Source organism: Spirillospora sp. CA-294931 (assembly GCF_050946795.1).
Lineage (GTDB): Bacteria > Actinomycetota > Actinomycetes > Streptosporangiales > Streptosporangiaceae > Spirillospora.
On record NZ_CP192006.1, the window covers coordinates 3,707,134 to 3,734,116 of the forward strand.

Below are 26,983 nucleotides of genomic sequence, written 5' to 3' on the forward strand. Positions count from 1 at the left end.
CCGCCACGTGCTCCGACCATCGGTCCTGCCATGACGGCCGCGCACGCGGAGACATCCGCGGGCGGAGCGCTGTCCGACGCCGAGGTCGTCCGGCAGTCACTGGACGACCCCGAGCGGTTCGCCGAGCTCTTCGACCGGCATCACCGCCGCATCCACGCCTACGTCGCGCGGCGCCTGGGCACCCAGGCCGCCGACGACATCGTGGCCGAGACCTTCCTGGCGGCCTTCCGCCGCCGCGCGTCCTACGACCTGGACCGGCCGCTGGCGCGTCCCTGGCTTTACGGGATCGCCACCACCCTGATCGCGCGGCACCGCCGCGCCGAGGAGCGCCACTACCGGGCGCTCCAGCGCACCGGCGCCGACCCCCTGCCCGAGCCGATGGCCGACGCGGTGATCACCCGCGTCGTCGCCGAGAGCCACGAGCGCGTCCTGGGCGGCGCGCTGGCGGGGCTGGCGCGCGGCGACCGCGACGTCCTGCTCCTGGTGGCCTGGGGCGGGCTGACCTACGAGGAGGTCGCCCAGGCCCTGGAGGTGCCGGTCGGCACCGTCCGGTCGCGCCTGCACCGCGCCCGGCGCAGGGTCCGCGCCGCGCTCGGCGACACCGACCCGCTGGCGAGCACGGAGGAGACCGACGATGAATGACCTGGACATGCTCAAGGACCTGCGCGCCTCGACCCCGGAGATCACCCGGGCGGCCTCGGCCGCCGCGCGGAACCGCCTGATGACCGAGATGACGGCGCCCTCGGCGCCCGCGCGCCTGGACTTCCTGCGTGGACGGATGGCCGCCCGCGTCGTGCTCGCCGGAGCCATGGGCGTCGCCCTCGCCGGGGGGATCGCCGTGGTGCAGCTGTCCGGCGACCCGGACCGCTCCGTCCTGCCGGGCGGCGCGGTCGCCGACGCCGCCGTCCTCGGCGACCGCGCCGCCCGCGCCGCCGAGGGCGCGCCCTACACCGAGCCGCGTCCCCACCAGTGGATCTACATCAAGGCCCGGAACGCCGGGCCCAAAGGCGACACGAACACCTGGTGGCTCGGCGTGGATCCCGCCAGGACGACCACGACCGAGCGCTGGTTGCGGGTCGACGGCCATCGGTCGGTGGTCGGCTCCCAGACCTGGACGTCGTCGGACGCGGCGGACACGCACCTGCTGATCAAGCGCCTGCCGACCGATCCGGACGCCCTGCTGCGGGTTCTTCCCGGGCTCAAGAACTCCTTGCCGCCGGTGGACGCGCCGGCCGGGCAGTCCTTCGCGCGGATGGCCTTCGGTGGCCGGGGCGTTCTCTCGGTCGCCGCCGAACTGTTCCAGCGGCCGCTGCCGCCCAAGCTGCGGGCGGCGCTGTTCCGGGCGCTGCCGCGCGTCCCCGGCGTCACGCTCCAGCGGAACGTCAAGGACGCGGCGGGCCGTGCGGGCCTGGCCTTCGCCACCTCGCCCAACGGGTGGAGCCGGGAGATGATCATCCTGGATCCTCGGACGTACCGGATCCTCGGGACGTACTCCTACGCCACGCGCGACAAGCGATTCTCAGGCGGGGACGTCACACGGAAGGGCACCGTCCTGTGGCTGACCGCCGAGCAGGAGACGCGCGTCGTCGACAAGCCGGGGGAGCGGCGCTGAGCGGTCCCGGGCGGGCACGGCACCCGCCCGGCGAAGTTCTACAGCGCGTAGTAGTCTTTGCCGTCTATGACGAGCGCGCTGGCCACTGTGATCATCGTGGTGTCCCTGCTGGGCGGCGGCTACAGCCTGGTGTGGGCCTATATCGACCGTCCGATGAACCGGGGGCACCTGGTCGCGCTCGGGCTGGTCGAGGCGCTGCTGCTGGTCCAGGCGGTGCTGGGGGTCATGAAGGTCGCCGACGACCAGGGCCCCAAGGAACCGGCCACCTTCCTCGGCTACCTGATCGGCATCCTGCTCATCCCGGCCGCGGGCGCCGCGTGGGGGCTGGTGGAGCGGTCGCGCTGGGGCCCGGGCGTCGCGGCCGTCGCGTTCCTGTCGGTCGCCGCGATGATCGTCCGGATGAACCAGATCTGGGAGGGCACCGTTGTCTGAACAGGTCGCGACGCGCAGCGGCCCCGGCCGGATGCTGGTCGCGGTGTACGCGATCTTCGCGCTGGCGGCCGGGTCGCGCGCCACGCTGCAGATCGCGACGAAGTTCTCCGAGGCGCGCTTCGCCTACGCGCTGTCGGCGTTCGCGGCGGTCGTCTACGTCCTGGCGACGGTGGCGCTGGCGATGGGCGGGCGCACCTCGCGGCGGGTGGCCGTCGGGGCCTGCTCGTTCGAGCTGGCCGGGGTGCTGGTCGTGGGCGCGCTGAGCCTGGCCGACCCGGACGCCTTCCCCGACGCGACGGTCTGGTCGGAGTTCGGCCGCGGCTACGGCTTCATTCCACTGGTGCTGCCCGTCATCGGCCTCTACTGGCTGCGCCGCACGGCGAAGCCCAAGGGCTGAGAGCAGCCCGAGCGGGGACGGACCCGTTTGGGGGGTCGTCGGCCATTTACGGGCGTCCCCGCCGGACAGCTCAGGCGGCCTCCATGGTGCGGCCTCCGATGGGGAGCGCGTGCACCGCGGCGCGGGTCACCGTCTCCACCTCTTCGGGCGTGAGCTGGATCTTGGGGTTGCGGCTGATCCAGCGCAGCAGCTTGTAGGGACGGGCGAAGGCGATGCCGTCCGCGGTGAAGGGCGCCGAGGTCATCAGCTTGCCGCCGTGCACGGCCAGCACGGGGATGACCTTGACCGGGACCTCGGCGCGCTCGGTCAGCAGCTGCGTGGCGGTCACTGCCGCGCCGGTCAGGCTGGACACCAGCCTGGACTGGGTGCGGCCGTCGATGAACAGCTTGCCGCCGTACTCGGAGATCTCGGCCTCGGGGTGCCAGGCCTCGTTGTGGATCAGCCAGACGCCACCGGGGCCGATCATGAGCTGGTCGACCTCGCCGTGGCCGGGGATGGTCCGCGAGTGCAGGACGCGGTGGCCGCGGCGCTCCATCGTCCGGCGCAGGATCCTGGCCATGCGCTCGTCGCCGCGCAGCCCGCGGCGCCAGACGCTGGACGCGTGGTATCCGCGCCAGTGGAAGTAGGTGTCCAGGGCCGCAACGACCAGGCCCATCGCGATTCCGAAAACGGCGTTCACGGCGGCGCCGCACAACACGATCGTCAGCACCACGAAAATTGCACGGGTCCGCAATCGGCCTTTTCGGCCCCGCTGCCAGAGTTCCTCATAGACGGCCTGCGGGGTGCCGCCCGTGAACGCGACCCTGTCACGGAGATAGATGGAGCTGCCGAACATGACCTGAACCTCCTGCACCTGCGGGGATGTCCACAATAATGGAGAAGCCCCGCTTTTAGGCGGCCGGGGTCATAGGTGAGGTAAGTCGGCCCGAACGGCGACATCCAAAGAAAGGTACATTGCCTGGACGGGGAGGTCCTTCAGTGCCCCTTGCACCTTCTTGACTAGGGCTTTAGCGGATTCAAGAAATGCGCAGTGCAACTTTCACCGAAAGCATCACCGCACATTTGTATTGTGGTGTGAATCACATCGCCGGGTGCTCGGCGCCGTCCCGTGCCGTCACACTGGTGCGATGCGCCCTCTCCCGGAACTGCCGGTCAGTCACGCGCTGCCCGCCCTGCGCCGCGCGCTGGACGAGCGCGGCGTGGCCGTGCTGGCGGCGCCCCCGGGGACGGGCAAGACCACGCTCGTCCCGCTCGCGCTGGCGGGGGACGGCGGCGGCAAGATCGTCGTGCTGGAGCCCCGGCGGCTGGCCGCGCGGGCCGCGGCCCGCCGGATGGCCTGGCTGCTGGGGGAGCCGGTCGGGCGGAGCGTCGGCGTCACCGTCCGGGGCGAGCACCGGCCCGGGTCGCGCGTCGAGGTCGTCACCACCGGCGTCCTGCTCCAGCGCCTCCAGGACGACCAGGAGCTCGCCGACGTCGGCACCGTGATCCTCGACGAGTGCCACGAGCGGCACCTGGACGCCGACACCGCGCTGGCGTTCCTGCTCGACGTCCGGGCGGCGCTGCGTCCCGACCTGCGCCTGGTCGCGGCCTCGGCGACCGCCGACACCGGCTCGTGGGCGCGACTGCTGGGCGGGGACGACGGCCCGGCACCCGTGGTCGAGACCGAGGCTGCCCTGCACCCGGTCGAGGTCGTGTGGGCTCCTCCCGCGCGCGCTTTGCCACCGCACGGGACGAGGGTCGATCCGGCGCTGCTCTCCCATGTGGCGGCCACCCTCCGGCGCGCGCTGGGCGAGCGGGACGGCGACGTCCTGTGCTTCCTGCCCGGCGTCGGCGAGATCGCCCGCGTCGCCGGGATGCTCGGCGGCGTGGACGCCGACGTGCTCCAGGTCCACGGCCAGGCGGCGGCCCGGGTCCAGGACGCCGTGCTGGCGGCGGGGGAGCGCCGCCGCGTCGTGCTGGCGACCTCGGTGGCCGAGTCGAGCCTGACCGTCCCCGGGGTGCGGATCGTGGTCGACGCGGGCCTGGCGCGCGAGCCTCGCACCGACCACGCGCGCGGGCTGGGCGCGCTCACCACCGTCCGGGTCTCGCGCGCCGCCGCCGACCAGCGCGCCGGGCGCGCGGGCCGCGAGGCGCCCGGAACCGTCTACCGGTGCTGGAGCGAGGGCGAGCACGAGCGGCTGGCGGCGCGTCCCCGCCCCGAGATCGAGCTGGCCGACCTCACCGGGTTCGCGCTGCGGATCGCCTGCTGGGGCGAGCCCGACGCGTCCGGCCTGGCCCTGCCCGACCCGCCGCCCGGCGCGGCGCTCGCCGCCGCCCGCGCCACGCTGCGCGCGATCGGCGCCGTCGACGGCGACGGCCGCGCCACCGGCCGGGGCCGCGCGCTGGCCCGCGTCGGCGTCCATCCCCGGCTGGCCCGCGCCCTGCTGGACGGCGCGCCGCGCGTGGGCAGGCGCACCGCCGCGCAGGTGGTGGCCCTGCTCTCCGAGCCGCCGCCCCCGGGCGCGTCCGACGACCTGACCGCCGTGTGGCGGTCGCTGCGCCGCGGTGGGCCGCCCGGCGACGCGCACGCCGCGCGCTGGCGCGACGAGGCCCGCCGCCTGGAGGACGCCCTGAAGGGCGCCAAGGCCGGGACGCCCGTCCACGACGACGCCGCGGCGGGCACCGTGGTCGCGCTGGCCTTCCCCGAACGGGTGGCGCGGGCCAGGCCGGGCGGCGGCTACCTGATGGCCTCGGGCACCGGCGCGGAGACCTCCGGCGGCTCCGCGCTGGCCGGGGCCCGCGCGCCGTGGCTGGCCGTCGCGGTCGCCGACCGTCCCGCCGGGTCGGCCTCGGCGCGCGTCCGGCAGGCCGTGGTGATCGACGAGGACGTCGCGCGCTTCGCCGCCGCGCCGATGCGGGCCGGGGCCGAGGAGGTGCGATGGCGCGACGGCGACATCGTGGCCCGCCGGGTCGACCGGCTCGGCGCCATCGAGTTGTCCTCGCGCCCGCTGGCCGACCCCGACCCCGAGGCGGTGCGGGCCGCCCTCATGGACGGCCTGCGCGCCGAGGGCGTCGGCCTGTTCACCTGGACGGCGGGCGCCGTCGCCCTGCGCGAGCGCCTGGCGTTCTGCCGCCGCGCGCTCGGCGAGCCGTGGCCCGCCGTCGACGACGCCGCGCTGGTGTCCCACGCCGCCGCCTGGCTCGCGGGCGCCCGCCGCCGCTCCGACCTGGCCCGCGTCGACGTCGCGTCCGCCCTGCGCGGCCTGCTTCCCTGGGAGTGCGCCGCCCGGCTGGACGAGATGGCGCCCGAACGCGTCCAGGTGCCCTCCGGCGCGCGCGTCCGCGTCGACTACTCCGGCGACCAGCCCGTGCTCGCGGTCAAGCTGCAATGGCTGTTCGGCTGGGACGACGCCCCGCGCCTGGCGGGCGGCCGCGTCCCCCTGCTGATCCATCTGCTGTCACCGGCCGGACGCCCCGCCGCCGTCACCGCCGACCTGGCCTCCTTCTGGCGCGGCGGCTACAAGGCCGTCCGCGCCGAACTGCGCGGCCGCTACCCCAAGCACCCCTGGCCCGAAGATCCGACGACCGTCAGCCCCGGCGGGAGTCGATGAGGACCGCCAGGCCGTCCAGGACGCGGGCCAGGCCGAACTCGAAGGCGTGCTCGGGGGCCACGGCCGCGTTGTGCTCCTGGCCCGCGGCGGTGCCGACGCGTTCGCCCAGCGGGTAGCGGCCGGGTTCGATCACCTTGTCCAGCAGCGGCGCCGTGGTCTCCCACCAGGTCGCGTCGTCGATGCCGGTGCGGCGCTCGGCCTGGGCCAGATCGACCGAGATCCGGGCGAAGCTGGCGGCGAACCCGGTGACCAGGGTGAGCGTGGCGTCCATCTCGATGTCGGTGAGGCCGACGCCCTCGACGGCGCCCAGCTCGCGCTCGTACTTGTCCAACAGGTTGGGGCCCATCGGGGGACGGCCGGTGGCGATCTCCAGCATCCACGGGTGGCGGTGGTACAGCGCCCAGTGCTCGCGGGCGATGTGTTCGAGCCCGCGCCGCCAGCCGTCGTCCTCGCACGGGGCGAGCTCCCCGTAGGCGCGGTCGAGCATGACGTCGATCAGCTCGGCCTTGCCGGGGACGTAGGTGTAGATCGACATGGGCGCGACGCCGAGCCGGTCGGCGATGCGGCGCATCGACAGCGCGCCCAGGCCCTCGGCGTCGGCGATTGCGATGGCCGCGGCGACGACGTCCGCCACGGTCAGCTTGGGCCTGGGGCCGCGCCGGGGGCGCTCCTGGAGGTCCCAGAGCAGCTCCAGGCTGCGTTTGGGGTCGCCGCTCCCGCTGTACTCGGTCGTCACCCGATCATCCTCGCAGAAATCTCGTACGCCTTACGGGATGAAATTCCGTAGGGCGTACGTTATTATCTCGTCCGCTTACTCCGTACAGCGTACAAAATAGGGAGGGTGAGATGAGCGTGCACGAACCCGCGGTCGTCGCCGAGGGACTGCGCAAGCGGTACGGCGACACCGAGGCCCTCGCGGGGATCGACCTGACCGTGCCCTCCGGGACCGTCCACGGCCTGCTCGGTCCCAACGGGGCGGGCAAGACCACGGCCGTCCGGATCCTCACCACGCTGACCCGCCCCGACGGCGGCACCGCGCGGGTCGCCGGGCACGACGTCGTCCGGGACGCCACCCGGGTGCGGACGAAGATCGGCCTGGTCGGCCAGCACGCGGCGGTCGACGAGGTGCTCGGCGGCCGGCAGAACCTGGTGATGTTCGGGCGGCTCTACCATCTGGGCCCGCGCCTGGCCCGGCGCAGGGCCGACGAGCTGCTGGAGACCTTCCGGCTCACCGACGCGGCGTCCCGCCCCGCCGGGAAGTACTCCGGCGGGATGCGGCGGCGCCTCGACCTGGCCGCCGGCATGATCCTCGCGCCGCCCGTGCTCTTCCTGGACGAGCCGACCACCGGCCTGGACCCGCGCAGCCGCATCGAGGTCTGGGAGGCCGTGCGCACCCTGGTCGGCGGCGGCACGACCGTCCTGCTCACCACTCAGTACCTCGACGAGGCCGACCGGCTCGCCGACACGATCTCGGTGATCGACCACGGCCGGGTCATCGCCGGGGGAACGCCCGACGAGCTCAAGTCCGCGCTGGACGGCGACCGTCTCGACGTGGTCGTGACCGACCCCGCCACCCTGGCCGCCGCCGCGGGCGTCCTGACCCGCATCGCCGGGCGTCCCGCCGACCTGGACGCGGCCGCCGCCCGCGTCAGCGTCCCGGTGACCGACCGGGTCGGCGCCCTGACCACGGCCGTGCGGGAGCTGGCGGAGGCGGGCATCGCGGTCGCCGACATCGGCCTGCGCCGTCCCACCCTGGACGAGGTCTTCCTGCACCTGACCGACAAGGAGGCACTGGTATGACGATCCCGGTTCCCGAGCAGCGGGGGCGGCTGCGCTGGGCCGTCGCCGACGGCTGGACGATCACGCTGCGCGCCCTGGCCCACTGGGCGCGCCAGCCCGACCAGGTCGTCATCGGCCTGATGTTCCCCGTGCTGATGGTCCTGATGATGGGCTACCTGTTCGGCGGGCAGATGCAGGTGCCGGGCGGCGGCGGATACCGCGAGTTCATCATGCCCGGCATGTTCGCGATGACCATGATCTTCGGCATCGAGGCCACGTTCACCGCCGTGGCCGCCGACGCGACCAAGGGCGTCACCGACCGGTTCCGCTCGATGCCGATGGCGCCGTCGGCGGTCGTGGCCGGGCGGGGCGCCGCCGACATGCTGCACTCGGCGGCCGGGCTCGCCATCATGGTCGTGTGCGGGCTGCTGGTCGGCTGGCGTTGGCACGAGGGCCCCGCCAAGGCCCTGGCCGCCGTGGGCCTGCTCCTGCTGCTGCGCTTCGCGGTGCTGTGGATGGGCGTCTACCTCGGGCTGGTCGCCAACGGACCGGAGTCGGTCATGGCCGTGCAGACCCTGGTGTGGCCGTTCAGCTTCCTGTCCAGCGCCCTGGTCGCGCCCAGCACCATGCCGGACTGGCTCGGCGCCGCCGCCGAGTGGAACCCGATGTCGGCCACCGTCACCGCCTGCCGCGACCTGTTCGGCGACCCCTCGACCTCGAGCGGCTCCTGGGCCGCCGAGCACAGCCTGCTGCTGGCGATCGTGTGGCCGCTGCTGATCGTCGCGGTGTTCTTCCCGCTGTCGGTGCGGCGCTACCAGACGATGAACCGGTGATCAGCGGCCGGTGAGGACGTCCACGCGGTGCCGGGCCAGCGCGAGCGCGGGGTAGCACTCCTCGGGGAGCGTCGGCGCCCCCTCCAGGGCGGCGCGCAGGCGCTCCCCGACGGCCCCGGCGTCGTAGGGCTGGACGACGCACAGCTCGGCCTGCATCGCCTGGCGCGCGGCGGTCATCAGCGCCGGGACGTCGCCCACCACCACGATCTCGCTCGGCGCGTCGCCGTAGCTCAGCCGCACCGCCAGGGCGTGCAGGGACGAGCCGTCCTGGTAACGGAACTCGCACACCAGGCGGTCACCGTCCAGCGGGCCCTCCTGGATCAGCCACACCTGGCTCACCGAGACCCGGCCCAGGGCCGGGGCCCAGGGCGCGTCCACCGCGTCCCCCGCGGCGCGGCGGGCGATGCCGCGCAGCTCGCGCGGCCCCATCGCGGCCAGCGCCCGCAGGAACAGGCGCCCGCCGGGCGTCCCGGCGTCCCGCAGGCTGGTGATCAGGTCGCCGAGCGCGGCACGGCGGCCCTCGGCGTGCGGCGCCGTCGACTCCAGCGCGCCGAGCTGGGCCGACGTCCAGAGCTCGGCCTGGAGCGCTCCGTTCAGGTCGGGCAGTTCGGCGGACTGCCGCACGAAAGCCTCGTACACCTCGTGCAGGCCGGGCAGCATCAGCCGGGGGGCGTCCGGTCGGGTGGAACTCACCGTCCCAGGCTAGGGGACCCGTGCCGGTCGTATGCCGAGAGGGGGCTCGGTGGGACCGGCACGGGCGCTCAGGTCGGGAGGGTCAGCAGCGTGCGGTCGTCGCCGATGGCGCGGACCTCGAACCGGACGATCTCCGCCGGGCGCAGCGCGGTGGCGCCCTGGATCGCCAGCGGTGCGGGGGAGCCGGGCTGCCCGTAGCCCTTGGCCGGGACCGACCAGCCCGCCACGGCGTGCGGCCGGCCCTTGCGGTCGATCGCGACCAGCTGGCACTCCAGCGGCCCGCGCACCCGGCTCAGCTCCAGGCCGACGCGGCTGCCCCACGCCTTGGGCTCCATCCCGACCGTCCCGGCGACGCCGGTGCCCGGGTCGTCGCCGCTCACGCGGTGGGCGGCCTTGACGCCCGCTTCGGGACCGGTCCGCGACCCCACGCCCGGCGGGTCGGCCCGGTCGGCGGCCAGCGTGAACCCGGCCCCCGCCGCGCCGCACATCAGCACGATCCCGGCGGCCGCGCCGAGCATCGCCCGCGCCGTCCTGCGGCGCCGGTCGATCGCGGCCCTGCGGCTCAGCAGGCTCGTCACCACCGTCGGGTCGGGGACGGGCGGCGTCCCGGTGTCCTCGTGGATCGGCGGCAGCCCGTCCAGCGTGGCGGCCAGGCCCCGCAGGGCACCCAGCTCCCGATGGCAGTCGGGACACGCCGCCAGGTGGTGCTCGAACGCCCGCCGGTCCGGCTCTTCGAGGAGCCCGAGGGCGTAGGCCCCCACGTCGGTGTGCTGGATGGCCGCGCTCATGGCGTCACGCCTTTCTCCTCCAGGGCTACGCGAAGCGCCCGGAGCGCGTAGTAGACCCGGGACTTCACCGTGCCGACGGGGATGCCCAGTGCCCTGGACGCCTCGTTGACCGACCGGTCCCGGAAGAAGGTCTCGTTCAAGATCTCGCGGTGCGCGGGGGACAGCGACAGCAGCGCCTCCGACACCACCACCGAGCGCAACAGGTCGTCCATCCCATCGGGGGCGCGCAGGTTCTCCAGCGGCCCCTCGCCCGCCTCCTGCGGCCGCGCGTTCTTGCGCCGCTGGTCGTCGATCACGATCCGCCGGGCCACCGTGGCCAGCCACGGCAGCAGCGAGGCCGCGTTCTCGTCCAGCTGGTGCGCGCTGCGCCAGGCGCGGATCATCGTCTCCTGCACCACGTCCTCGGCCCAGTGGCGGTCGCCGCCGGTCAGGCGGAGCACGAACGACAGCAGCGGCCGCCCGTACACGCGGTAGAGCTCGGTGACGATCACCTGGTCGTCGACGTCGTCGTCGGGACGCGGGCCGCGGAACCAGCTCCACGGCCCGGCCGCCGCGGCGGCGCGCGCCCGCTCGCGGGAGGCGGGCACGGCGGTGGGGGATCGGTGCGCCATCGGATACTCCCGGCTAGTCGGGGTTCGAGGGGTTCTGGCCGCCGCGGGTGCCCGGGACGACGTCGGGGAGCAGGCCCCGAGGCGCCCGCGCCCGGGTGCCGCGCGGGGTGGTGGCGAACCACGACCCGCTCGCGGACTGCCCCCGGACGTCGCCGGGCGCGGTGTCCCTGGCGTAGCGGTACATGGGCCATCCGGCGATGGTGAGCTGCGACGTCCCGTCGGGGCGGGCGACCCGGCCGACCAGGGCGCGGCGCACACCGGTCACCTTCAGCCCCGGCTTCCAGCGGACCGGCGGCCACAGCTGGATGCAGCCCGCCAGGCACCGCACGGACGGAGGGCGCGGGACGTCCCGGTCGTAGCGGTAGAGGGTGCGGCCCGCGTTGTCGACGACGATGGCGCCGAGCTGGCCGTTGTCGGCGACGCGGACGCTGGTCACGCCGACCGCGACCCCGTTGGCGGGCGCGGCCGTCGGCGCGGGACCCGGCGGCGGAGCCGGGGCCGGCTCCCGGCCCAGCAGGCCGCGCACGTCGCACCCGGCCAGGACGGCCACCGCCGCCGCGAGCGCGACGGGCAGGGCGCGCCGCCGTCCGTCCATCGCCGTCCTCCCGCCGCTCACCCGGTGCCGTGTCGGTCGGAAGTACGCCGGGTGGGGCGGCTGGGGTTCAACGGGACGCGAACTCGCCCTGTTCGCCCGGCTTATTCCAGAAGGTCCCTAACTTGTTCGCCAGGTATTGCTTACCGGTGAGCCCGGACGGTGCCCGGCGTCCGTCCAAGTGCACGCAAGCGCTCGTCACACGACAACGGAGGAGGCGCACCCGGCTCGACGCGGTGGTCCTTACAAGGCGACTTCTCTCCAAGAGTGGAGCGAAGAGGGCGGCAGGGTCCTGTTCGCGCGAAGGACCGAGAGGCGATCGGGAGTGAACGAGAACGAGCAACTGATCTACCGGCTGCTGCTGGCCGTCGACATCCAGGCCTACAGCCTGCGGCGCACCCGCGAGCAGCTCCTCGCCCAGCGGCAGCTGGCCGAGGCCCTCGACAAGGCGGCCGCGGGCGCGGGCCTGGACCGCAACCGCTGGGCCAAACAGGTCGGCGGCGACGGCGAGATGGCCACGCTGCCCGAGGACGTCGACCCCGCCGACGTCGCGGGCGACTTCGTCATCGGGCTCAGCGACGAGCTTCGCGCCATCAACGCGGCCTCGTCCCCGCGGCTGCGGGTGCGGCTCTCGCTGCACCACGGCACGCTGACCGCGGGGCCGTTCGGCCCGGCGGGCGACGCGCCGATCGTGGTGCAGCGGCTGCTGGACTCCACGCCGCTGCGGCGGCTGCTGATCGACGACACCGAGCGCGACGTGGCGTTCGTGGTGTCGGACACGCTCTACGAGGACGTCGTGCGCACGGGGTTCTGCGCGCTGCAACCCAGCGCGTTCCAGCGCATCAAGGTCAAGGCCAAGGGAGCGGTGTTCCGCGGCCACATCTTCGTGGGCGGGGCCCAGGCGGGTGACGAGGGAAGCGCAGCCCATAGGGGCGGGCCGGGACACCGGCCCGCCCCGGGCGCGCGCCTGTACGAGTTCCCCGTGCCGGTGCCGTGCGAGGCCTGATCGTCGGGATACCGTTCCGCCAGGACCAAAACGGGGAAGGCGGGACGATGGCGGACGAGACGGCGTTGGCGAAGCTGCTGGGCGAGCGCGATCTGGGGGTGCTGGCCACCCTGAAACGCGACGGCAGGCCCCAGATGTCGAACGTCAACTACCACTACGACGCGGCCAGGCGGCTCATCCGGATATCGATCACCGGCGACCGCGCCAAGGCCCGCAACCTGGCCCGCGACCCGCGCGCCAGCCTGCACGTCACCACCCCCGACGGTTCGGCGTACGTCGTCGCCGAGGGCACCGCCGAGCTGTCCGCGATCGCCGCCGACCCGCACGACGCGGCCGTCGAGCAGCTGATCGCGGTCTTCCGCGACATCAAGGGCGAGCACCCCGACTGGGACGACTACCGCCGCGCGATGGTCGCCGATCGCCGCCGGCTGCTCGGCCTGCGGGTCGAGCGCCTGTACGGGATGGCCTGAGGCGGTCATGCCCGAGATCACCACGCACGACGGCACCTGGACCTTCGACGGTGAGGTCCTCAGGATCGTCCCCGGCCACGACCGGTCGGTGCACAAGCTGCGCAAGGCGCTGGGCGAGATCGCCGTCCCCCTCCAGGCGGTGGCGGGCGTCGCGTTCGAACCCGGGCGCAAGGGCGGCCGGCTGCGCCTGCGCCTGCGGGCGGGCGCCGACCCCTTCAGCCAGGCCGTCGCGGGCGGCCTCCCCGGCGGCGCCGACCCCTACCGGCTGGACGTCGGCGCCGACCGCACGGGCGTCGCCGAGTTCTTCGTCGAGGACGTGCGCAACAACCTGATCGTCTGGGAGGTGCCGGACGGCCCGTGCGACAAGTACCTGCTGCCCGGCCCGCCCGCCCCGATCACCGCGCAGGCGGGCGACGGCCAGGCCAGCTTCGACGGGGAGCGCGTCCGCCTGGAGTGGAACTGGCTGGCCTCCGACGGCAAGCGCCGCGCGGGCCCCCAGGAGTTCGCGCTGCGCGAGCTGGTCGGCGTCGAGTGGACGCCCCAGTCCGGCATGGGCTACGGCTCCCTGCGCTTCCGTCTGCGCGACGACAGTCCCCAGCCCCCCGCAGAGGAGGACCCGCACGCGCTGGCCTGGGGCATCCAGAAGGAGGGCGGCCTCACCACCCTGCTGGCCGCCGCCGTCACGGCCCGCCTGCCCCACCCCTCGGCGCCGCCCCCGGCCGAGCTGACCGCCCCCGCCGCGGCGCGGGCCGACGACCCCGACACCGTCCTGCGGCGCCTGCGCGAGCTGGGCGACCTGCACCGCGACGGCATCCTGACCGACGAGGAGTTCACCGCCGCCAAGCGGGCCCTGCTCCCCAAGCTCCACTCCGACCCGCCGCCGTCCGGCTGAGATCAGGCGCGGGTGGCGGCCAGGAGACGGTCGTCGCCCCGCTGCCAGAGCGTGGTGATCTCGGTGAAGCCGGTGGTGCGCAGGGCGTTGACATGGCTGGAGAGCAGGTAGCTCTCGTTGCTGTCGTGGGCGGCGGCGACATCGTCGCGCTCGGTCTTGAGCGGGCCGAGGTGGGGGTCGGCGGCCACCGCCTCCCACCACTGGGCCCAGTCCTCGGGCAGGTCGCCGCCGAAACGGCGCCGGGTGGCGTGGGCGCGCAGGTCGACCTCCAGCTTGCCCAGGGCGGGCGCCTGGTCGGCGACCGACATGTGGTCGCCGTTGAGGAACAGGGCGCCCGGTCGCATGGCGCCCGCCAGCTCGCCGTAGGCGACGCCCAGCTCGTCGTCGGACAGCCAGTGCAGCGCGGTGGTGCTGACCGCCGCGTCCACGGGACGGTCCAGACCCAGGGACGCGGCCCAGCCGGGCGAGCGCAGGTCCAGGTCGGCGAACTCCAGGCCCTTGCGCTCGCCGTAGGCGGCGCGGCCGAGCGTCATCAGCAGCGGGTCGGTGTCGATGGCCACCACCGTCGCGCCCGGGACGCGGTCGAGCAGGCGGGCGGCCAGCGAGCCGGGCCCGCAGCCCAGGTCCAGGATCAGCGGGTCGGGCTTGGCGACGAAGAGCTCGACCGCGTCGATGAGGGCGGTGAAGCGCTCCTCGCGCTCGGGCATGTAGCCCTCCTGCTGGCGGTCCCATCGGGCCATCCAGGCCTCGGCGACATCTCGGGTGAGCGCGGTCACGGTTCCTCCTGTAACTGCCGTATAAGCTGTTGCCAGTCACAAGCTAGATCGAAAGCGGGTAACTGGTCAAGTGAACTTCAACAGTCACTCAGATGCCGTGGTGGCGCTGGCGGTCGAGCTGGTGAACACGCTGACCGAGGGGGAGCGGCGCGGCCGCTCCTACCGGCCGCCCGACGACCTGGAGCCCGCGGTGAACCGGGTGCTGGGCTCGCTCACCCGGCGCCCCCGCTTCACCGCCGACCAGGCGCCGGAGATGACCCGGGTGGCGTGGGAGCTGCGCGCGGTGTTCGAGGCGGTCGCCGCGGGCGATCTGGACGCCGCCGCCACCCGGGTCAACCGGATGCTGGACGAGACCGAGGCCAGGCCGAGGCTGGAACGCCATGACGGCGAGCCCTGGCACCTGCACTTCCACGGCAAGGGCGGCACGGTCGCGGCCGAATGGGCCGGTCCCTGCGCCACCGGCCTGGCAGTCGTGCTCGGCGGAGAGTGGTACGACCGGCTCGGCGTGTGCACGGCGGCGCACTGCGACCGCGTCTACGTGGACGGGTCGCGCAACGGCACGCGGCGCTTCTGCTCGACCGCGTGCCAGAACCGGGTGAAGACGGCCGCCTTCCGGGCCCGCGCCCGCGCCTGAGACGGCGGGCCCGGAAGGCGGCGGGAGGGATCAGGGCGCGTTGACGAGCCCGACCGGCGGGACCTTCACCGTGCGGGCCCCGGGCTTGCCGCCCAGGACGACCTTGCGCAGCGACACGTTGTTCTTGGTCGTGCTCTCGTGCAGCCTGCGGTCCGGGTTGGCGATGACCTGGATGTGGTAGACGCCGTTGGGCAGCGTGGTGATGTCGAACGACTGCCCGGGCCTGTGCTGCTCGTAGGTGTCGCCCGAGCCGACGTCCAGGACCTCGCGGACCGACAGCGACGAAAGGTCGCCGCAGGCGGTCTCCAGATCGGTGTTACCCGGCTTCCAGTTGGCGTTCTTGACCGTCTGGTCGATCGCGTCGGTGTTGGCCAGGCAGAACGCCTCCTTCTGGCTCCGGACGACCTCCTTGCCGTCCGCGCGCAGCAGCCGGTAGCTGGCGAAGTCCTTGAAGTGCCAGTGCATGTGGCCGTGGCGCGGGTCCCACTCCATCGAACCGGTCTTGACGTAGCCGACCTGCTTGCCCTTGCCGTCGAAGAAGTACTGGTAGGCGTCCATCAGGCCCTGCTTGACGCGGAATCCGTCCACGACGAGCGTGGAGGGCCCGGCGTTCCACACGTTGGCGCTGAAGGCGAGGTAGTCGCGCTTGGGCGGCGCGGCGGCGTGCGGGTCCTCGCCGTGGTTGATCTCGATGCCCCAGGCGGGCAGCGACCGCAGGTCGGGCTTGGGCCCCTTGGGGACCTGGCCCTTGCCCGCGGGCCTGGGTCCGGCCTTGAGCGCCGACGCGGCCGAGCGCTTGCGTCCGTGGTCCTTCACCGTCTTGACGGTGACGGCGATCTTCTTCGCCGCGCCCGGGATGCCGAGCGCCTTCTGGAAGGCCGGGGTCACCCCGACGGTCGCGGTGTACTTGCCGTCGGCGAGCTTCACCGGCGGTGCGGTCTTGCCGTAGCTGGTCACGCTGGTGGCCCAGCCGCGCTGGACGCCCCAGACCGACCCGAGCGTCCACGGGTTGTCCGAGCAGCTGACGGGATAGGCCGAGGTGGGCGGCGCCCCCGCCTCGGCGCGGGCCGGCGACTGCGTCGGGCACACGTCCTGGACGCGGTCCACGACCTTCTTGCCCTTGGCGTCGGTGAGCGTGACGCGCAGGAACCCGGAGAACCCGGAGAAGTCCTTGACCAGGCCCTTCGGCAGCGGCTTGAGGGTGGTCTTTCCGCCCTGGCGGACGACCTGGTGGGCGACGACCGGGTGACGGTAGGACGCGCGCTTGACCCGGACCTCGAACGGCGCGTTCCGGGCACCGAGGTAGACCCCGAGGTCGAGGTTGACCGAGGGGTCCTCGTCGGACTTCTCCAGGACCACCTGCGAGGTGGCCGCCCGCAGGTTCAGGACGGGCTTGGCCGGTGCGGCCTGGGCGACGTGCACGCCGCCGGACGCCAGGACGCACATGGCCGCCGTGACGACGGCGGCCGGGCGGATCAGGTGAGAACGACTGCTCTTGATGACAGCCTCCCTGGTAGACGCCGCGCGCTGTGGCGCGGGCGCTGATGGGGCGGGGTTGATCACCTGTATTGACGTCTTGGACCATGCGAGAAGTTGTCATTTACCCGAAAAAACCGACCAATTCCGGTGATCGCAATCAAAAAGAGACCGGAGCGAAGCCACCCCGCAGTTGCTTCGCTCCGGTCGTTCGTGGTGCCCCGCGGCCTCAGCCGAGGTCGGGGCCGTAGACCTCCCACAGCTCGCCGGCGAAGAACCGGCCGAAGGCCACCAGGGCCGCCGCCCCGCTCGGGCCCGTGGTGCGGAAGGTGGTGAGCTGGCGCGCGAAGTCGGTGAGCTGGATGTGCAGCACTCCGGCGGCCAGCACCTTGGCGTTGGGGTCGTCCTGGTCGGGGACGTGACCCTCCATGATGTGGACGTACAGCGTCGAGGTGTCCGGCCAGATCCGCGTCGGCGGGCCGTGCAGGACGTTCTTCTCCCCGACGAGCGTGCGCGGGCGGCCCTCGCCGTCCATGTAGAACAGCCGGTACTTCATCAGGCGGCGCTCGTCCTGCCCCGTCGGCGCGAACAGGTTGAACCGGCCGTCCTGCACCGGGCGGCGCTCGCCCCGGCCGTGCGACTCGATCCAGCCCTCGGCCCGCGCGGTGTGCTCGGGCTCGGCCAGGAACCGGTCCACGTCCTCGGCGGTGATGGTGAGCCGGAACGACAGGCGCTCGCGCTTGTCGCTCAGCTCGCCCGCGCGGGGGTCCGTCGCGCCATAGGTGACGAACCCCTTCATCTCCTCGGTGAACGACAGTGACGTACGGCCGGACTGCGAGACCATCGTGTTCTCCATTGCCTCGTCGTCCCCCGTCCACCGTCCGTACGTCGTGTCGCTCACCGGCTCGTCCTGCGAGCCGGTCCCCCCGACCGGCCCGGCCCCCGTGGACGAGCCCCCCGTACCGCGATCGGCGGACTCCAGAAGTCGCGTGGACATCCTGTCCGCCATCGCGGCGATCGTGAGCGAGGGATTCGGGCCCACCGGCCCCGGCATCGCCGCCCCGTCGGCGATGTAGAGGCCGGGGAACCCGAAAACCTCGCCGAAGGCGTCGCAGACGCCCTCTCCTGGGTGGTGGCCCATCGGGCTGCCACCCAGGGGGTGAACCGTGATGATGCGCTTGCGGAACCACATCGGGTTGTCGGCGTAGTCGGCGCCGAGAACATCCGCGAGGCCCTGCATCGTCCGGCGCATGCGGTCGAAAAGGTCCACGCTGCTCTTCGTGGACCACTCCGCCGACAGGCGCCCACCCCGGTTCAGGGACAGGACGCCGTCGGCGGTGTCGCGGCCCATGCCCAGCAGCGGCAGCGAGCTGACCGACAGCGCGCCGTCGCCGATCAGTTCGGCCACCTCGGCCGACATGTTGGTGTCGGGCGCGTCCTTGAAGAAATTGGTGAACTGCCCCCACAGGAACTTCACCGCGCGTTCGATCTGCTCGGACATGTCCAGCGCGGGGATCATCCAGTCGACGAAGCCGGGGTAGCCGCCGTCCTGGATGTAGGCGCCGCGGCCGTCGCCCGACCCGTCCAGCGAGTCGGCCAGCCGGATCGCGCTGGTGATGGTCGGGCCCCGGCTGCCGTCCAGCGGCCGGACCCGGTTGCGGTCCTTGGCCTTGAGCAGGAACGTCAGCAGGTCCCCGTTGCCGCAGAAGCGCGTGCCCAGCGCGTCGCTCAGCCCCGGGAAGTGCTTGCGCGACTTCAGCAGCAGGTGCGTGGTGCCGTACGTGCCCGCCGCCAGGACGAGCCGCTTGCACGCGATCGTGTGGATGTACGGCTTCTTGATCTTGACTCCGGGCTCGTGCCGGACGTAGTCGACCTCGTAGCCGCCCCCGTGCAGGGGTCGGATCGCGTGGACGTCGTGCAGCGTGCGAAGGTCGGCGCCCTGGTGCGCGGCGGCCGACAGGTAGGTGTGGTCGAGGCTGTTCTTGGAGCCGTCGTTGCACCCGATGTAGCACTCGCCGCACAGCTTGCAGGTGCGGCGCCGGACGCCGTGGACGTTGCCGTAGCCGGCATCGACGATCGGCAGGCTCAGCCCGGGCGCGGCGCCGCGCTCGGGCGCGAAGGCGATCGCGAGCGGCGGCAGGCTGTAGTCGAGGCCGAGCTCGGCCGCGGCGTCCTGCATCGCGTGGGCTTTGGGCGTGTCGTCGTAGGGCGCGCGGTCCAGCGGGTACGGCGTCGGGTCGATCATCTTCTCGACCGCGTCGTAGTGCGGGTCGAGGTCCTCGCGGGTGATCGGCCAGTACGAGTGGCCGCCGCCGGGCAGCTCCTCGTGGACGAACCACCGCTCGTCCTTGCGCAGCAGCACGTTGGCGTAGATCAGCGAGCCGCCGCCGAGCCCCGAGGACACGACCGAGTCGCAGCCCTTGAAGCTCCACACGTCGTACATGCCATAGAGGTTGGCGGCCGGGTCCCAGAAGGCGCGCCCCATCTCGGCGGGGGAGCGGGGGAAGCTTCCCGGGGGGTACGGCTGGCCGCGTTCGAGCAGCACCACGGACTGCCCGGCCTCGGCGAGCCGGTAGGCGGCGACCGAGCCGCCGAATCCCGAGCCGACGACGACGGCGTCGACCTGCTCCATATGACGCTCCTGCTCCTTCATAGTCCCGACCGTTTCCGTCTCAGCCGCTGTGCCGTTTGAGGAAGTCGACGATGCGGGGGAAGACGTCCACGTGGGCGTTCTTTCCGATCAATGGGTCGAGGTGCCCGTAGCCGGGCAGCGCCGCCAGCTCGTGGCGGCCGGGCGCGGCCTTCTCCAGAATCCGGTGGAACACGATGTTGGAGTCGGTGAACACCCGGTTGCGCTCGGGCGCGAGCAGCAGCAGCGGCGTCTCGACGTCGCCCGCGTTCTCCAGGTAGTCGTCCGGCAGGCTCGCGTGGCCGGTGTTCTTGGGGTCGTACTTCACCGCGTTCCCGGCCTCGACCATCCGGCGCACGTGCCGGTAGTAGTGCAGCCCCGACGCGCCGCAGATGTCGGCGACGCGCCGGTGCGTCACCGGCAGCAGGTTCTCGTGCTCGTACATCGCGGGCCTGCCCGCGCCCCATTGGAAGCTCTGCAGGTGGCAGGCGGGCTCGCCGCACTCGTTGTGGAACAGCGAGACCGCCTTGGACACCATCCAGCCGCGGGTGAGGAAGGGCGCCCGGCCGAACCTGGGGTCGATGTGGGGCAGGCCCACCACGTACTCCAGGAACGCCGGGCCGAGGGACAGCTTGAGCTTGGAGAACCGCGGCACCCTCGGCGTCAGCGAGACGCTGTTGCACGTGAGGCTGGCGATGTCGTCCACCGCCCCCGCGAACAGGCTCATCGTGAACGACACCGATCCCAGGCAGTGCGCGATGACGTGGATGCGCCGGCCCCCGATTTGGCGGCGCAGCACCTTCAACGCGGCTGGGAAGTCGTACAGTGCGATGTCGTCCATCGTGAAGCGATGGGCCTCGGTGTCGTAGGGGTAGCGGCCGCTCATGCGGAAGTCGAGCGCCCACACGTCGGTGTAGCCCTCGTCCAGCAGGTGGCTGGTGAGGTTGCGGTGCTCGGGCATCATGAAGACGTCGCTGGCCGAGGTCAGTCCGTGCACCAGGAGGACGACGTCGTCGCTCTCGGCGCGCAGGAAACGGGTGAGCTCCAGCCCCAGCCCGTCCTCGGTGGCGAAGGGATACACGGTCACGTCGGCATCGTTGACCCCGTCGAGTGTGAACCTCGCGATCGTCCGTTCCATGTCCATCGTCCTCCGTTTTGTGCCCCAGATGATGATGCTGCTCCCCGGGTTCGCCGGGCATCGTGGGAAACCCTGACAAATGCTTTGGCCCCGCTGGCGATTGAACCCGGCGGATCCGGGTAGGCGTACGTCTCCTCTGAGATGACCCGCGGGGCGCGGATGTTCTCCGGTGTGTCGGCACCGGCATGATGGAGCGTTCCACCTCGCCCTGGTCAGGCCCCCGAGGGGAGGAGGGTTCAGTCCTGCGAGGAAGATCGGGCCTCGGGGCCGCCGCGGTTGAGGGCGCCCACGACGCCGACGCGCGAGGTGACGCCGAGCTTGGTGAAGATGTGCGACAGGTGGGTCTCGACCGTGCGGACGCTCACGAACAGCCGCTCGGCGATCTGCGAGTTGGTGCAGCCCTCGACGACCAGCATGGCCACCTCGTGCTCGCGCTTGGACAGCCCGCCGGGCCCGGCGCCCCGGCCGCCCTGGCTCGGCACCCGGACGCCCAGGCGCCGCTGCTCGCGGACGACGTGGAGGTGCAGGGTGCGGGCCCCGGACTCCTGGAACATCTCGCTGGCCGCCTTCAGATGCTCGCGCGCGGCCTTGCGGTCGCCCGCCTCGGCGCGGGCGGCGCCCGCCCGCAGCCGGGCCCGCCCGGCGTCCAGGCGCAGCCCGTCGGCCTCGAAGCTCGCCGCGGCCTCCTCGGCCTCCCGGGCGGCGGCCTCCGGCTCGCCGTGCTGCAGGACGTGGGCGTTGGCCAGCCGCGAGAGGGCGGTGAAGGAGTCGAGCCCCGGGACGAGGTAGCGGCGCGAGCGGTCGGCCCACTGGCGGGCGGCGTCGAGATCGCCGCGCCCGGCCTCGACCCCGGCCATGATCTCGCAGCACGACAGCAGAGTCCGGTTGTCCAGCGGCATCGTCAGGACCAGAGCGACCGCCTCGGACCCCTCGTCCAGCCGGCCGCCGCCGATCAGGGCCATCGCGCGGGCGTACCCGGCCATCGAGCCCCACCACTCGTCGACGCCCGCGCCCAGCTGGAGCGCCTCGTCGGCGCGGCGCAGCGCGGTCTCCTCGTCGCCCGTCCACCCGGCGATCAGGCTCTGCTGGGTGAGGGCGAACACCAGGTGCTGGCCCGAGCTGAGCAGCCGGGCCTCCTCGACGGCCTCCTCGGCGGCCGCGGCCGCCTCCGGCAGCCGGCCGAGCATCGCGTAGGCGCGGGCCATGCCCGCCAGCAGCGTCGGCACCACGTACATCTGGCCGGTGTCGCGCGACACCGTCACCGCGCGCTGGAACCGGTCGGCCGCGCTGCGGAACCGGCCCATCATCGTCTCGGCCCAGCACAGCCAGGCGATGGCGTCCATCCACTCGGCCAGATGCTCGTCGGGCGCGGCCTTGACCAGCCGGTCGGCCGCCTCGGTGTAGCGCACCGCCTCCTCGACGCGTCCGGCGGCGAAGGCGGGCATCGGGCGCAGCGAGGCGACCGCGACCTTCAGGCTCGGGTCCCAGTCCTCGGAGCTGTCGGGCATGAGGTCCAGGACGGCCTGGGCGGCGCGGAAGTCGATGCGCATCATCCGCTCGGCGATCAGCCGCATCCGCAGCGGGACGGCGGCGGGCGAGCGCGGGTCGGGCATGCGGCGCAGCTCGTCCAGGAGCAGGGCCCTGGCCTCGTGCGGGCGGTCGAGCTGGCGCTCCATCAGCGCGGCGAACCGGGCGGCGCGGGCGCGGCGGTCGTAGTCGTCGGGCGGCAGCAGCTTGAGCAGGGTCCTGGCGGTCTCGCGGCCCTCGGCCAGGTGGCCGCCGACGGACTGGACCTGCGCCAGCTCCAGCATCAGCTCCAGCCGGGACGGGAGCCGGTCGTCGCCCTCGGACTTGACGGCGAGGTTCTCGGGCATCAGGCGCAGCGCGGCCTTGAGCCAGTGCGCCGCGGTCGTGGGCGCCTGGGTCGCGAACGCGCGGGCCGCCTCGACCAGCGTCGTGATCGCGGCCGGGTCGCCGATGCGGCCCGAGCGCTCGACATGGCGGGCCCGGGTCGCCGCGGGCGCCCCGATCTCGGCCAGGTAGACCGCGATCCGGCCGTGCGCGGCCAGCCGCCATCCGGCCGCCGCCGACCCGTAGGCCGCGTGCCTGACCAGGGGGTGGCGGAACCGGAACCGCTCGGCGGTGGGCCGGACGATGTCGCGCGCGACCAGCTCGTCCAGGGCGGTCAGCGCGACGTCCTCGGGAACCTCGGCGGACACGGCCGCCAGCACGGGCGCGAACTCGTCGGCCGCCACGGCCGCGCCCTGCGCGATCAGCAGCGCGGTGGGGGACAGGCCGCTCAGCTCCAGTTGGAGCGCGGCCCGCACGGCGGGCGGCAGGTCGCCCTCCTGGTGCCCGGCGGCCGGCGGCTCCTCGCTGCGCGCCAGCGCCTCCAGGTAGAAGGGGTTGCCGCCGCTGGCCCGGTACAGCTCGCGGAGGCGGGTCCCGCTGACCCGCGGGCCGAGCAGCTGCGCGACCTCGGCCTCGGTGAGCGGGCCGACCGTGATCCGCTGACCGCCGGCGTGCTGGAGGGAGGTCTGCACCAGTCCGTCCAGCCGCGGCGACGCCTGCGCGGGACGGTAGGCGACCGCGATCAGGACGCGGCCGCGCGGCGGATGCCGGGCCAGATGGTCCAGCAGCTCGATCGTGGCGTCGTCGGCCCAGTGCAGGTCGTCCAGGATCAGCACCAGCCCGGACGGTGCGGCCAGCTCCTCCAGCAGGCGGCGGACCGCGCGGTAGAGCTGGTAGCGGGCGACCGGCGTCGCGGCGGCCCCGGAGGTCAGCGACTCGGCGCCCAGCGGCGGCCCGTCGGCCAGGGACGGGAACACGGTGCCCAGCAGGCCGAGCGACTTGGCGCCGAGGTCGGGGAGATCCTCCTCCAGGCGGTCGTCCAACGCGTCGACCACGGCGCCGAAGGGCATCTCCTGCTCGAACTCGGCGGCGCGGCCCGACAGCGCGGGCAGCTTGCGCTCGGTGGCGGCCGCCGCCAGCTCGCCGAGCAGGCGGGTCTTGCCCGCGCCGGGCTCGCCGACCAGCGCCAGGAAGCGGAACGCGCCCTCCGCCGTGGCGTCGAGCGCGGTGTCGAGCAGCCGGAGGACCTCGCGCCGCCCGACCAGCGGGACATCGTGCCCCGTGGTCCCGTGGCGCTGGTCCGTACGACCCTCCATGTCACACCCCAACAGAGACAGGCGGTCGATACGCCGTGATTGTTCATCCTTGTCGCGCTTTGCGAGATTAGCCGGAGGCCACTGTACCGATGAGCCGGGGGGTGGGGCGGGGGACACGGCCCCGCCCGGGCCGCCGACCGGCACGGATCAGTGAATCCGCCACCGTCATCCAGTTGCTATCAAGCGCCGTCAGGACCGGGGTGTCAACCATTAGCGGATAAACGTTCCGTAGTCGTCACCGATCGCTGAGCGCCATAATCCCGCGTCCCGTGCCGCCGAGCGCGCCCCTGGGGCGCGACAGGACCTGCGCGGACCTGCTGGGCGCCAGGGTGACGTTCTTGAGTATCGGGCGTTCCGGACGGGCCTGAACCGGCGCAAGGGAGACGCCCCTGAGTACTTCCGTGAGGACGGTCCGCAACTCCAGCATCGCCAGCTGCGCCCCCGCGCAGTAGCGGCGGCCGCCGCCGAACGGGATCCAGGCCTTGTTCGCCCGTGCGGCGTCCTCGCCGAGGAACCGCTCCGGGCGGAACTCCTCGGGGTCGGGGTAGACGTCCGGGTCGGAAAGGATCAGCGGGATCGCCGCCGAGACGTACCAGCCCGCCGGGATGGCGTAGCCGCCGATCGAGATCGGCTCGTCCAGCGTCCGGGGCGCTCCGAGGACGATCGGCCGGGCCCGCAGCGCCTCCTTGACGACCGCGCCCAGGTAGGGGCCCTCGCCGCCGTCGGCGAGCTCGTCGCGGAGGGTGGCCAGGGCCCTGGGGGAACGCACCAGGCGCTCGAACGTCCAGGCCAGGGCCGTGGCCGTGGTCTCGTGCCCGGCCTGGAGCAGCGTCATCAACTCGTCGCGCAGCTCCTGGTCGGTCAATGGCGCGCCGGTGTCGTCGCGCGCCGCGACCAACTGGGACAGCACGTCCATGGCCGAGGGGTCGGGGTTCGCCCGGCGCCGCGCGATCTCGTCGTAGAGGATGGCGTCCACCGCGTCCCTGACCCGCACGTAGCGGGTCGTGGGCAGGGCCCCGGCCTTGAGCAGGAGCGGCGAGGTGGTCGCGCGGTCGCGGACCTTGGGCGGCAGCCGCAGCAGCGCCGCCGAGCCGCCGAGCTCCACCAGCCGGGGGAGCAGGCCGCGCAGGCTGCGCAGCCGCTCGGCGTCGGTGATGCCGAACACCACCCGCATGATCACCTCAAGGGTGATCCGCTCCATCCGGGGCCGCAGCGCGAACGGGCGTCCCGTGGGCCAGGTCGCCACCTCCTCGGCCGCGATCTCGGCGATCGTCTCCTTCCAGCGGGCCACCGCCCGGCCGTGCAGCGGCGGGCTGATCAGCTTGCGGTGCCGCCACCAGGGCTCGCGGTCCAGGCAGAGCAGGGACTCCTCGCCCACCAGCGGGCCCACGAAGTTGCGCCTGATGTCGCCCGCGCGGCCCGCCCCCGAGTCGGTCGCGAAGACATGCTCGGCCAGGTCGGCCGTGGCCACGCAGACCTCGGGCGGCAGCCCGGGGAAGCGGACCTGGAAGACGGGCCCGAAGCGGCGGCGTCCCGCCTCGTAGAACCCTCTCGGGTTCGCGATGAGCCAGGCGACCTGGGCTGCCGGTGGCAGACGGAAACCGGGGGGAGCGGTCATCGGAACTCCTGCGGGGTAGGTGACGAACCGGCCCGGGGGAGCGGCCGCGCGTCGTCGCTCGGTTTCCGGCCGCAGGGGATCGTCACTTCCGATGCTGCGGGATCTTGCCCTCGGTCAGCATCGTGGTAAACCCCGACATTCGCGGGTTCAGTCGTTCAGGCGGGCCCAGGAGCGCCGCGGCGAGTCGGCGATCCGGCTGAGCGCCACCAGCGCGGTGTGGGGCCGCTCGGCGCCGTCGCCGCGCAGGCCGCGCATGAACGCCACCTGTTCCAGCGTGGGCGGCCCGACCGCGAGGCTGCGCCGGGTCGCGGCCGCCGCCCCCGCCTGGCCGGTGCGCACCAGGTAGGCCGCCGACATCGTCCCGGTGCGTCCCACGCCCGCGCCGCAGTGCACGAACACCGGACCCTTCGCGCCGTGGACCGCGGCCATGAACCGCGAGACCTGCTCGGCCGTCGGCGCCTGGCCGTCGCGCATCGGGATGCGCACCACCGCCAGGCCCGCCCGGCCCGGCAGCTCGCGCACGGACGACGGCAGGTCTTCGGCCCGCAGGTCGACGACGGTCCGGACGCCCAGCCCGGCCAGGTTGCGGTACCCCTCGGGATCGGGCGCGGCGCCGCGCCACAGGTGGGAGTCGACCTGGGCGAAGTTGTGCACACCGGGCACCGAGGGCCAGCCCGGACGGCCGCGCTCGGCGGACGCGCGCGCCGATTCGCTCATCAGCAGGACGGCGACGCTCACCGCCGCCCACGTCAGGATGTAACCGGTGACGGTCCCGAGCAGGACCCGGCCAAGAGTGCGCCGCCTCGGCAGGCGCGGCCTTCGCAACCGCATCCGGCGAGAATATCCGCGCCCCGGCGTGCTCACGCCGGGGACGGCGTCTCCGACGTTCGGGCCCGCCGATCCTGGGCATGACCGGGGTCAGCAGTAGTCAGAACGCGCGCCGCGACCGGGGGGACGCAACCGATGACCGTTTCCGATGTCACGCTCAACAACGGGATCACCATGCCGCGACTCGGTTTCGGCGTCTGGCAGATCCCCGACGACGAGGCCGAGCGCGCGGTGCGGACCGCCATCGAGGCGGGCTACCGCAGCATCGACACCGCCGCCGTCTACGAGAACGAGGCGGGGACGGGGCGCGGCCTAAAGGCCGCCGGGGTGCCCCGCGAGGAACTGTTCGTCACCACCAAGCTCTGGAACGACGACCAGGGTTACGACCGGGCCCTGCGCGCCTTCGACGCCAGCATGGAGCGGCTCGGCCTCGACGTGCTGGACCTGTACCTGATCCACTGGCCGCTGCCCGGCCACGGCAGGTACCTCGGCACCTGGCGCGCCCTGGAGAAGCTCCAGGCCGACGGCCGGGTGCGCGCCATCGGCGTCTCGAACTTCACCGCCGAGACCCTCCAGCGGCTGATCGACGAATCGGGCACCGTCCCCGCGGTCAACCAGATCGAGCTGCATCCCTACTTCCAGCAGAACGCGATGCGCGCCCTGCACGCCGACCACGGAATCCACACCGAGGCGTGGAGCCCCCTGGGCCAGGGACGCGGCCTGCTGGAGGACCCGGCTCTCGCCGAGATCGCCGCGCGCCACGACCGCACCCCGGCGCAGGTCGTGCTGCGCTGGCACCTCCAGCTCGGGAACGTGGTGATCCCCAAGTCGGTCACGCCGTCGCGGATCGCCGAGAACCTCGACGTGTTCGGCTTCGAGCTGTCGGAGGCCGACATGACCGCGATCGGCGGGATGGACGCGGGCACGCGCCTTGGTCCCGACCCCGACACGATGGGTTGACCAAGCTTCACCCCGTGGTCATCTCGCCGGTGACCGGGGGTTCCGGGCGCCGGAGACCGTGC

The 26,983-nt window shown here is 73.4% G+C and carries 25 protein-coding genes; 12 read left to right on the forward strand and 13 right to left on the reverse strand.

Annotated elements, in window-relative coordinates:
- The first annotated feature begins 30 nt into the window (after positions 1–30).
- The 4 genes from ACQPY4_RS16515 to ACQPY4_RS16530 all read left to right on the forward strand — a co-directional run bounded on the left by ACQPY4_RS16515 (position 31) and on the right by ACQPY4_RS16530 (position 2,441).
- On the forward strand, positions 31–642 hold the full coding sequence (locus ACQPY4_RS16515; protein WP_433337212.1) for an RNA polymerase sigma factor: 612 nt from the start codon (positions 31–33) through the stop codon (positions 640–642).
- Positions 635–1,612, forward strand: coding sequence for a CU044_5270 family protein (locus ACQPY4_RS16520; protein WP_433337214.1), 978 nt, complete (start codon positions 635–637; stop codon positions 1,610–1,612). Before ACQPY4_RS16515 ends, ACQPY4_RS16520 begins: the two co-directional genes overlap by 8 nt.
- A gap of 66 nt (positions 1,613–1,678) precedes the next feature.
- Positions 1,679–2,044 carry a hypothetical protein gene (locus ACQPY4_RS16525; protein ID WP_433337216.1) on the forward strand — a complete coding sequence of 122 codons (366 nt, stop codon included), beginning with the start codon at positions 1,679–1,681 and terminating at the stop codon, positions 2,042–2,044.
- A 31-nt stretch (positions 2,045–2,075) separates the two neighbouring features.
- Positions 2,076–2,441, forward strand: a complete 366-nt coding sequence (locus ACQPY4_RS16530) for a hypothetical protein (protein ID WP_433338936.1) — start codon at positions 2,076–2,078, stop codon at positions 2,439–2,441.
- Between the two features lie 70 nt (positions 2,442–2,511).
- On the opposite strand, the gene ACQPY4_RS16535 is transcribed toward ACQPY4_RS16530, so the two are convergent.
- Positions 2,512–3,276 (reverse strand): nuclease-related domain-containing protein, encoded by a 765-nt coding sequence (locus ACQPY4_RS16535; protein ID WP_433337218.1) that lies wholly within the window; start codon positions 3,274–3,276, stop codon positions 2,512–2,514.
- Between the two features lie 292 nt (positions 3,277–3,568).
- Between ACQPY4_RS16535 and hrpB the strand changes: the two genes are divergently transcribed.
- Positions 3,569–6,031: an ATP-dependent helicase HrpB gene (gene hrpB, locus ACQPY4_RS16540; RefSeq protein WP_433337220.1), complete on the forward strand. Its 2,463-nt coding sequence runs from the start codon at positions 3,569–3,571 to the stop codon at positions 6,029–6,031.
- Here hrpB and ACQPY4_RS16545 read toward each other — a convergent pair.
- On the reverse strand, positions 6,009–6,767 hold the full coding sequence (locus ACQPY4_RS16545) for a TetR/AcrR family transcriptional regulator (RefSeq protein WP_433337222.1): 759 nt from the start codon (positions 6,765–6,767) through the stop codon (positions 6,009–6,011). The two genes, hrpB and ACQPY4_RS16545, sit on opposite strands and share 23 nt — an antisense overlap.
- A gap of 110 nt (positions 6,768–6,877) precedes the next feature.
- Between ACQPY4_RS16545 and ACQPY4_RS16550 the strand changes: the two genes are divergently transcribed.
- Both ACQPY4_RS16550 and ACQPY4_RS16555 read left to right on the forward strand, forming a co-directional pair.
- Entirely contained in the window at positions 6,878–7,831 is a 954-nt protein-coding gene (locus ACQPY4_RS16550; protein WP_433337224.1) for an ATP-binding cassette domain-containing protein, read from the forward strand.
- On the forward strand, positions 7,828–8,643 hold the full coding sequence (locus ACQPY4_RS16555; RefSeq protein WP_433337226.1) for an ABC transporter permease: 816 nt from the start codon (positions 7,828–7,830) through the stop codon (positions 8,641–8,643). The genes ACQPY4_RS16550 and ACQPY4_RS16555 overlap by 4 nt, the downstream gene beginning before the upstream one ends.
- Here ACQPY4_RS16555 and ACQPY4_RS16560 read toward each other — a convergent pair whose 3' ends face one another.
- The 4 genes from ACQPY4_RS16560 to ACQPY4_RS16575 form a co-directional block, all read right to left on the reverse strand.
- Positions 8,644–9,336 (reverse strand): hypothetical protein, encoded by a 693-nt coding sequence (locus ACQPY4_RS16560; RefSeq protein WP_433337228.1) that lies wholly within the window; start codon positions 9,334–9,336, stop codon positions 8,644–8,646. It lies immediately after the preceding gene.
- 68 nt (positions 9,337–9,404) lie between these two features.
- Positions 9,405–10,124 (reverse strand): anti-sigma factor family protein, encoded by a 720-nt coding sequence (locus ACQPY4_RS16565; RefSeq protein WP_433337230.1) that lies wholly within the window; start codon positions 10,122–10,124, stop codon positions 9,405–9,407.
- Positions 10,121–10,735 carry a sigma-70 family RNA polymerase sigma factor gene (locus ACQPY4_RS16570; protein ID WP_433337232.1) on the reverse strand — a complete coding sequence of 205 codons (615 nt, stop codon included), beginning with the start codon at positions 10,733–10,735 and terminating at the stop codon, positions 10,121–10,123. The genes ACQPY4_RS16565 and ACQPY4_RS16570 overlap by 4 nt, the downstream gene beginning before the upstream one ends.
- A gap of 13 nt (positions 10,736–10,748) precedes the next feature.
- Entirely contained in the window at positions 10,749–11,330 is a 582-nt protein-coding gene (locus tag ACQPY4_RS16575; RefSeq protein ID WP_433337234.1) for a hypothetical protein, read from the reverse strand.
- Between the two features lie 322 nt (positions 11,331–11,652).
- Between ACQPY4_RS16575 and ACQPY4_RS16580 the strand changes: the two genes are divergently transcribed.
- The 3 genes from ACQPY4_RS16580 to ACQPY4_RS16590 are packed head-to-tail and all read left to right on the forward strand — an operon-like array spanning position 11,653 to position 13,695.
- The gene (locus tag ACQPY4_RS16580; protein WP_433337236.1) at positions 11,653–12,333 is read left to right on the forward strand and encodes a hypothetical protein; all 681 of its coding nucleotides are present in this window, start codon (positions 11,653–11,655) and stop codon (positions 12,331–12,333) included.
- A gap of 47 nt (positions 12,334–12,380) precedes the next feature.
- On the forward strand, positions 12,381–12,803 hold the full coding sequence (locus ACQPY4_RS16585) for a PPOX class F420-dependent oxidoreductase (RefSeq protein WP_433337238.1): 423 nt from the start codon (positions 12,381–12,383) through the stop codon (positions 12,801–12,803).
- Between the two features lie 7 nt (positions 12,804–12,810).
- Complete coding sequence (locus tag ACQPY4_RS16590; protein WP_433337240.1) at positions 12,811–13,695, forward strand: DUF4429 domain-containing protein; 885 nt, start codon at positions 12,811–12,813, stop codon at positions 13,693–13,695.
- 2 nt (positions 13,696–13,697) lie between these two features.
- Here ACQPY4_RS16590 and ACQPY4_RS16595 read toward each other — a convergent pair whose 3' ends face one another.
- On the reverse strand, positions 13,698–14,471 hold the full coding sequence (locus tag ACQPY4_RS16595; protein WP_433337242.1) for a class I SAM-dependent methyltransferase: 774 nt from the start codon (positions 14,469–14,471) through the stop codon (positions 13,698–13,700).
- A 70-nt stretch (positions 14,472–14,541) separates the two neighbouring features.
- On the opposite strand from ACQPY4_RS16595, the gene ACQPY4_RS16600 reads away from it, so the two are divergent.
- On the forward strand, positions 14,542–15,105 hold the full coding sequence (locus tag ACQPY4_RS16600) for a CGNR zinc finger domain-containing protein (RefSeq protein ID WP_433337244.1): 564 nt from the start codon (positions 14,542–14,544) through the stop codon (positions 15,103–15,105).
- A 30-nt stretch (positions 15,106–15,135) separates the two neighbouring features.
- On the opposite strand, the gene ACQPY4_RS16605 is transcribed toward ACQPY4_RS16600, so the two are convergent.
- The 6 genes from ACQPY4_RS16605 to ACQPY4_RS16630 form a co-directional block, all read right to left on the reverse strand.
- Entirely contained in the window at positions 15,136–16,551 is a 1,416-nt protein-coding gene (locus ACQPY4_RS16605; protein WP_433337246.1) for a lysyl oxidase family protein, read from the reverse strand.
- A 259-nt stretch (positions 16,552–16,810) separates the two neighbouring features.
- Positions 16,811–19,213 carry a GMC oxidoreductase gene (locus tag ACQPY4_RS16610; protein WP_433337248.1) on the reverse strand — a complete coding sequence of 801 codons (2,403 nt, stop codon included), beginning with the start codon at positions 19,211–19,213 and terminating at the stop codon, positions 16,811–16,813.
- A 40-nt stretch (positions 19,214–19,253) separates the two neighbouring features.
- Positions 19,254–20,348 carry an alpha/beta fold hydrolase gene (locus ACQPY4_RS16615; protein ID WP_433337250.1) on the reverse strand — a complete coding sequence of 365 codons (1,095 nt, stop codon included), beginning with the start codon at positions 20,346–20,348 and terminating at the stop codon, positions 19,254–19,256.
- Between the two features lie 236 nt (positions 20,349–20,584).
- Positions 20,585–23,515: a helix-turn-helix transcriptional regulator gene (locus ACQPY4_RS16620; protein WP_433337252.1), complete on the reverse strand. Its 2,931-nt coding sequence runs from the start codon at positions 23,513–23,515 to the stop codon at positions 20,585–20,587.
- 235 nt (positions 23,516–23,750) lie between these two features.
- Positions 23,751–25,133, reverse strand: coding sequence for a cytochrome P450 (locus tag ACQPY4_RS16625; protein WP_433337254.1), 1,383 nt, complete (start codon positions 25,131–25,133; stop codon positions 23,751–23,753).
- Between the two features lie 147 nt (positions 25,134–25,280).
- Positions 25,281–25,964 (reverse strand): fused DSP-PTPase phosphatase/NAD kinase-like protein, encoded by a 684-nt coding sequence (locus ACQPY4_RS16630; RefSeq protein ID WP_433337256.1) that lies wholly within the window; start codon positions 25,962–25,964, stop codon positions 25,281–25,283.
- A gap of 132 nt (positions 25,965–26,096) precedes the next feature.
- Between ACQPY4_RS16630 and ACQPY4_RS16635 the strand changes: the two genes are divergently transcribed.
- Complete coding sequence (locus tag ACQPY4_RS16635) at positions 26,097–26,921, forward strand: aldo/keto reductase (protein ID WP_433337258.1); 825 nt, start codon at positions 26,097–26,099, stop codon at positions 26,919–26,921.
- The last annotated feature ends 62 nt before the right edge of the window (positions 26,922–26,983 follow it).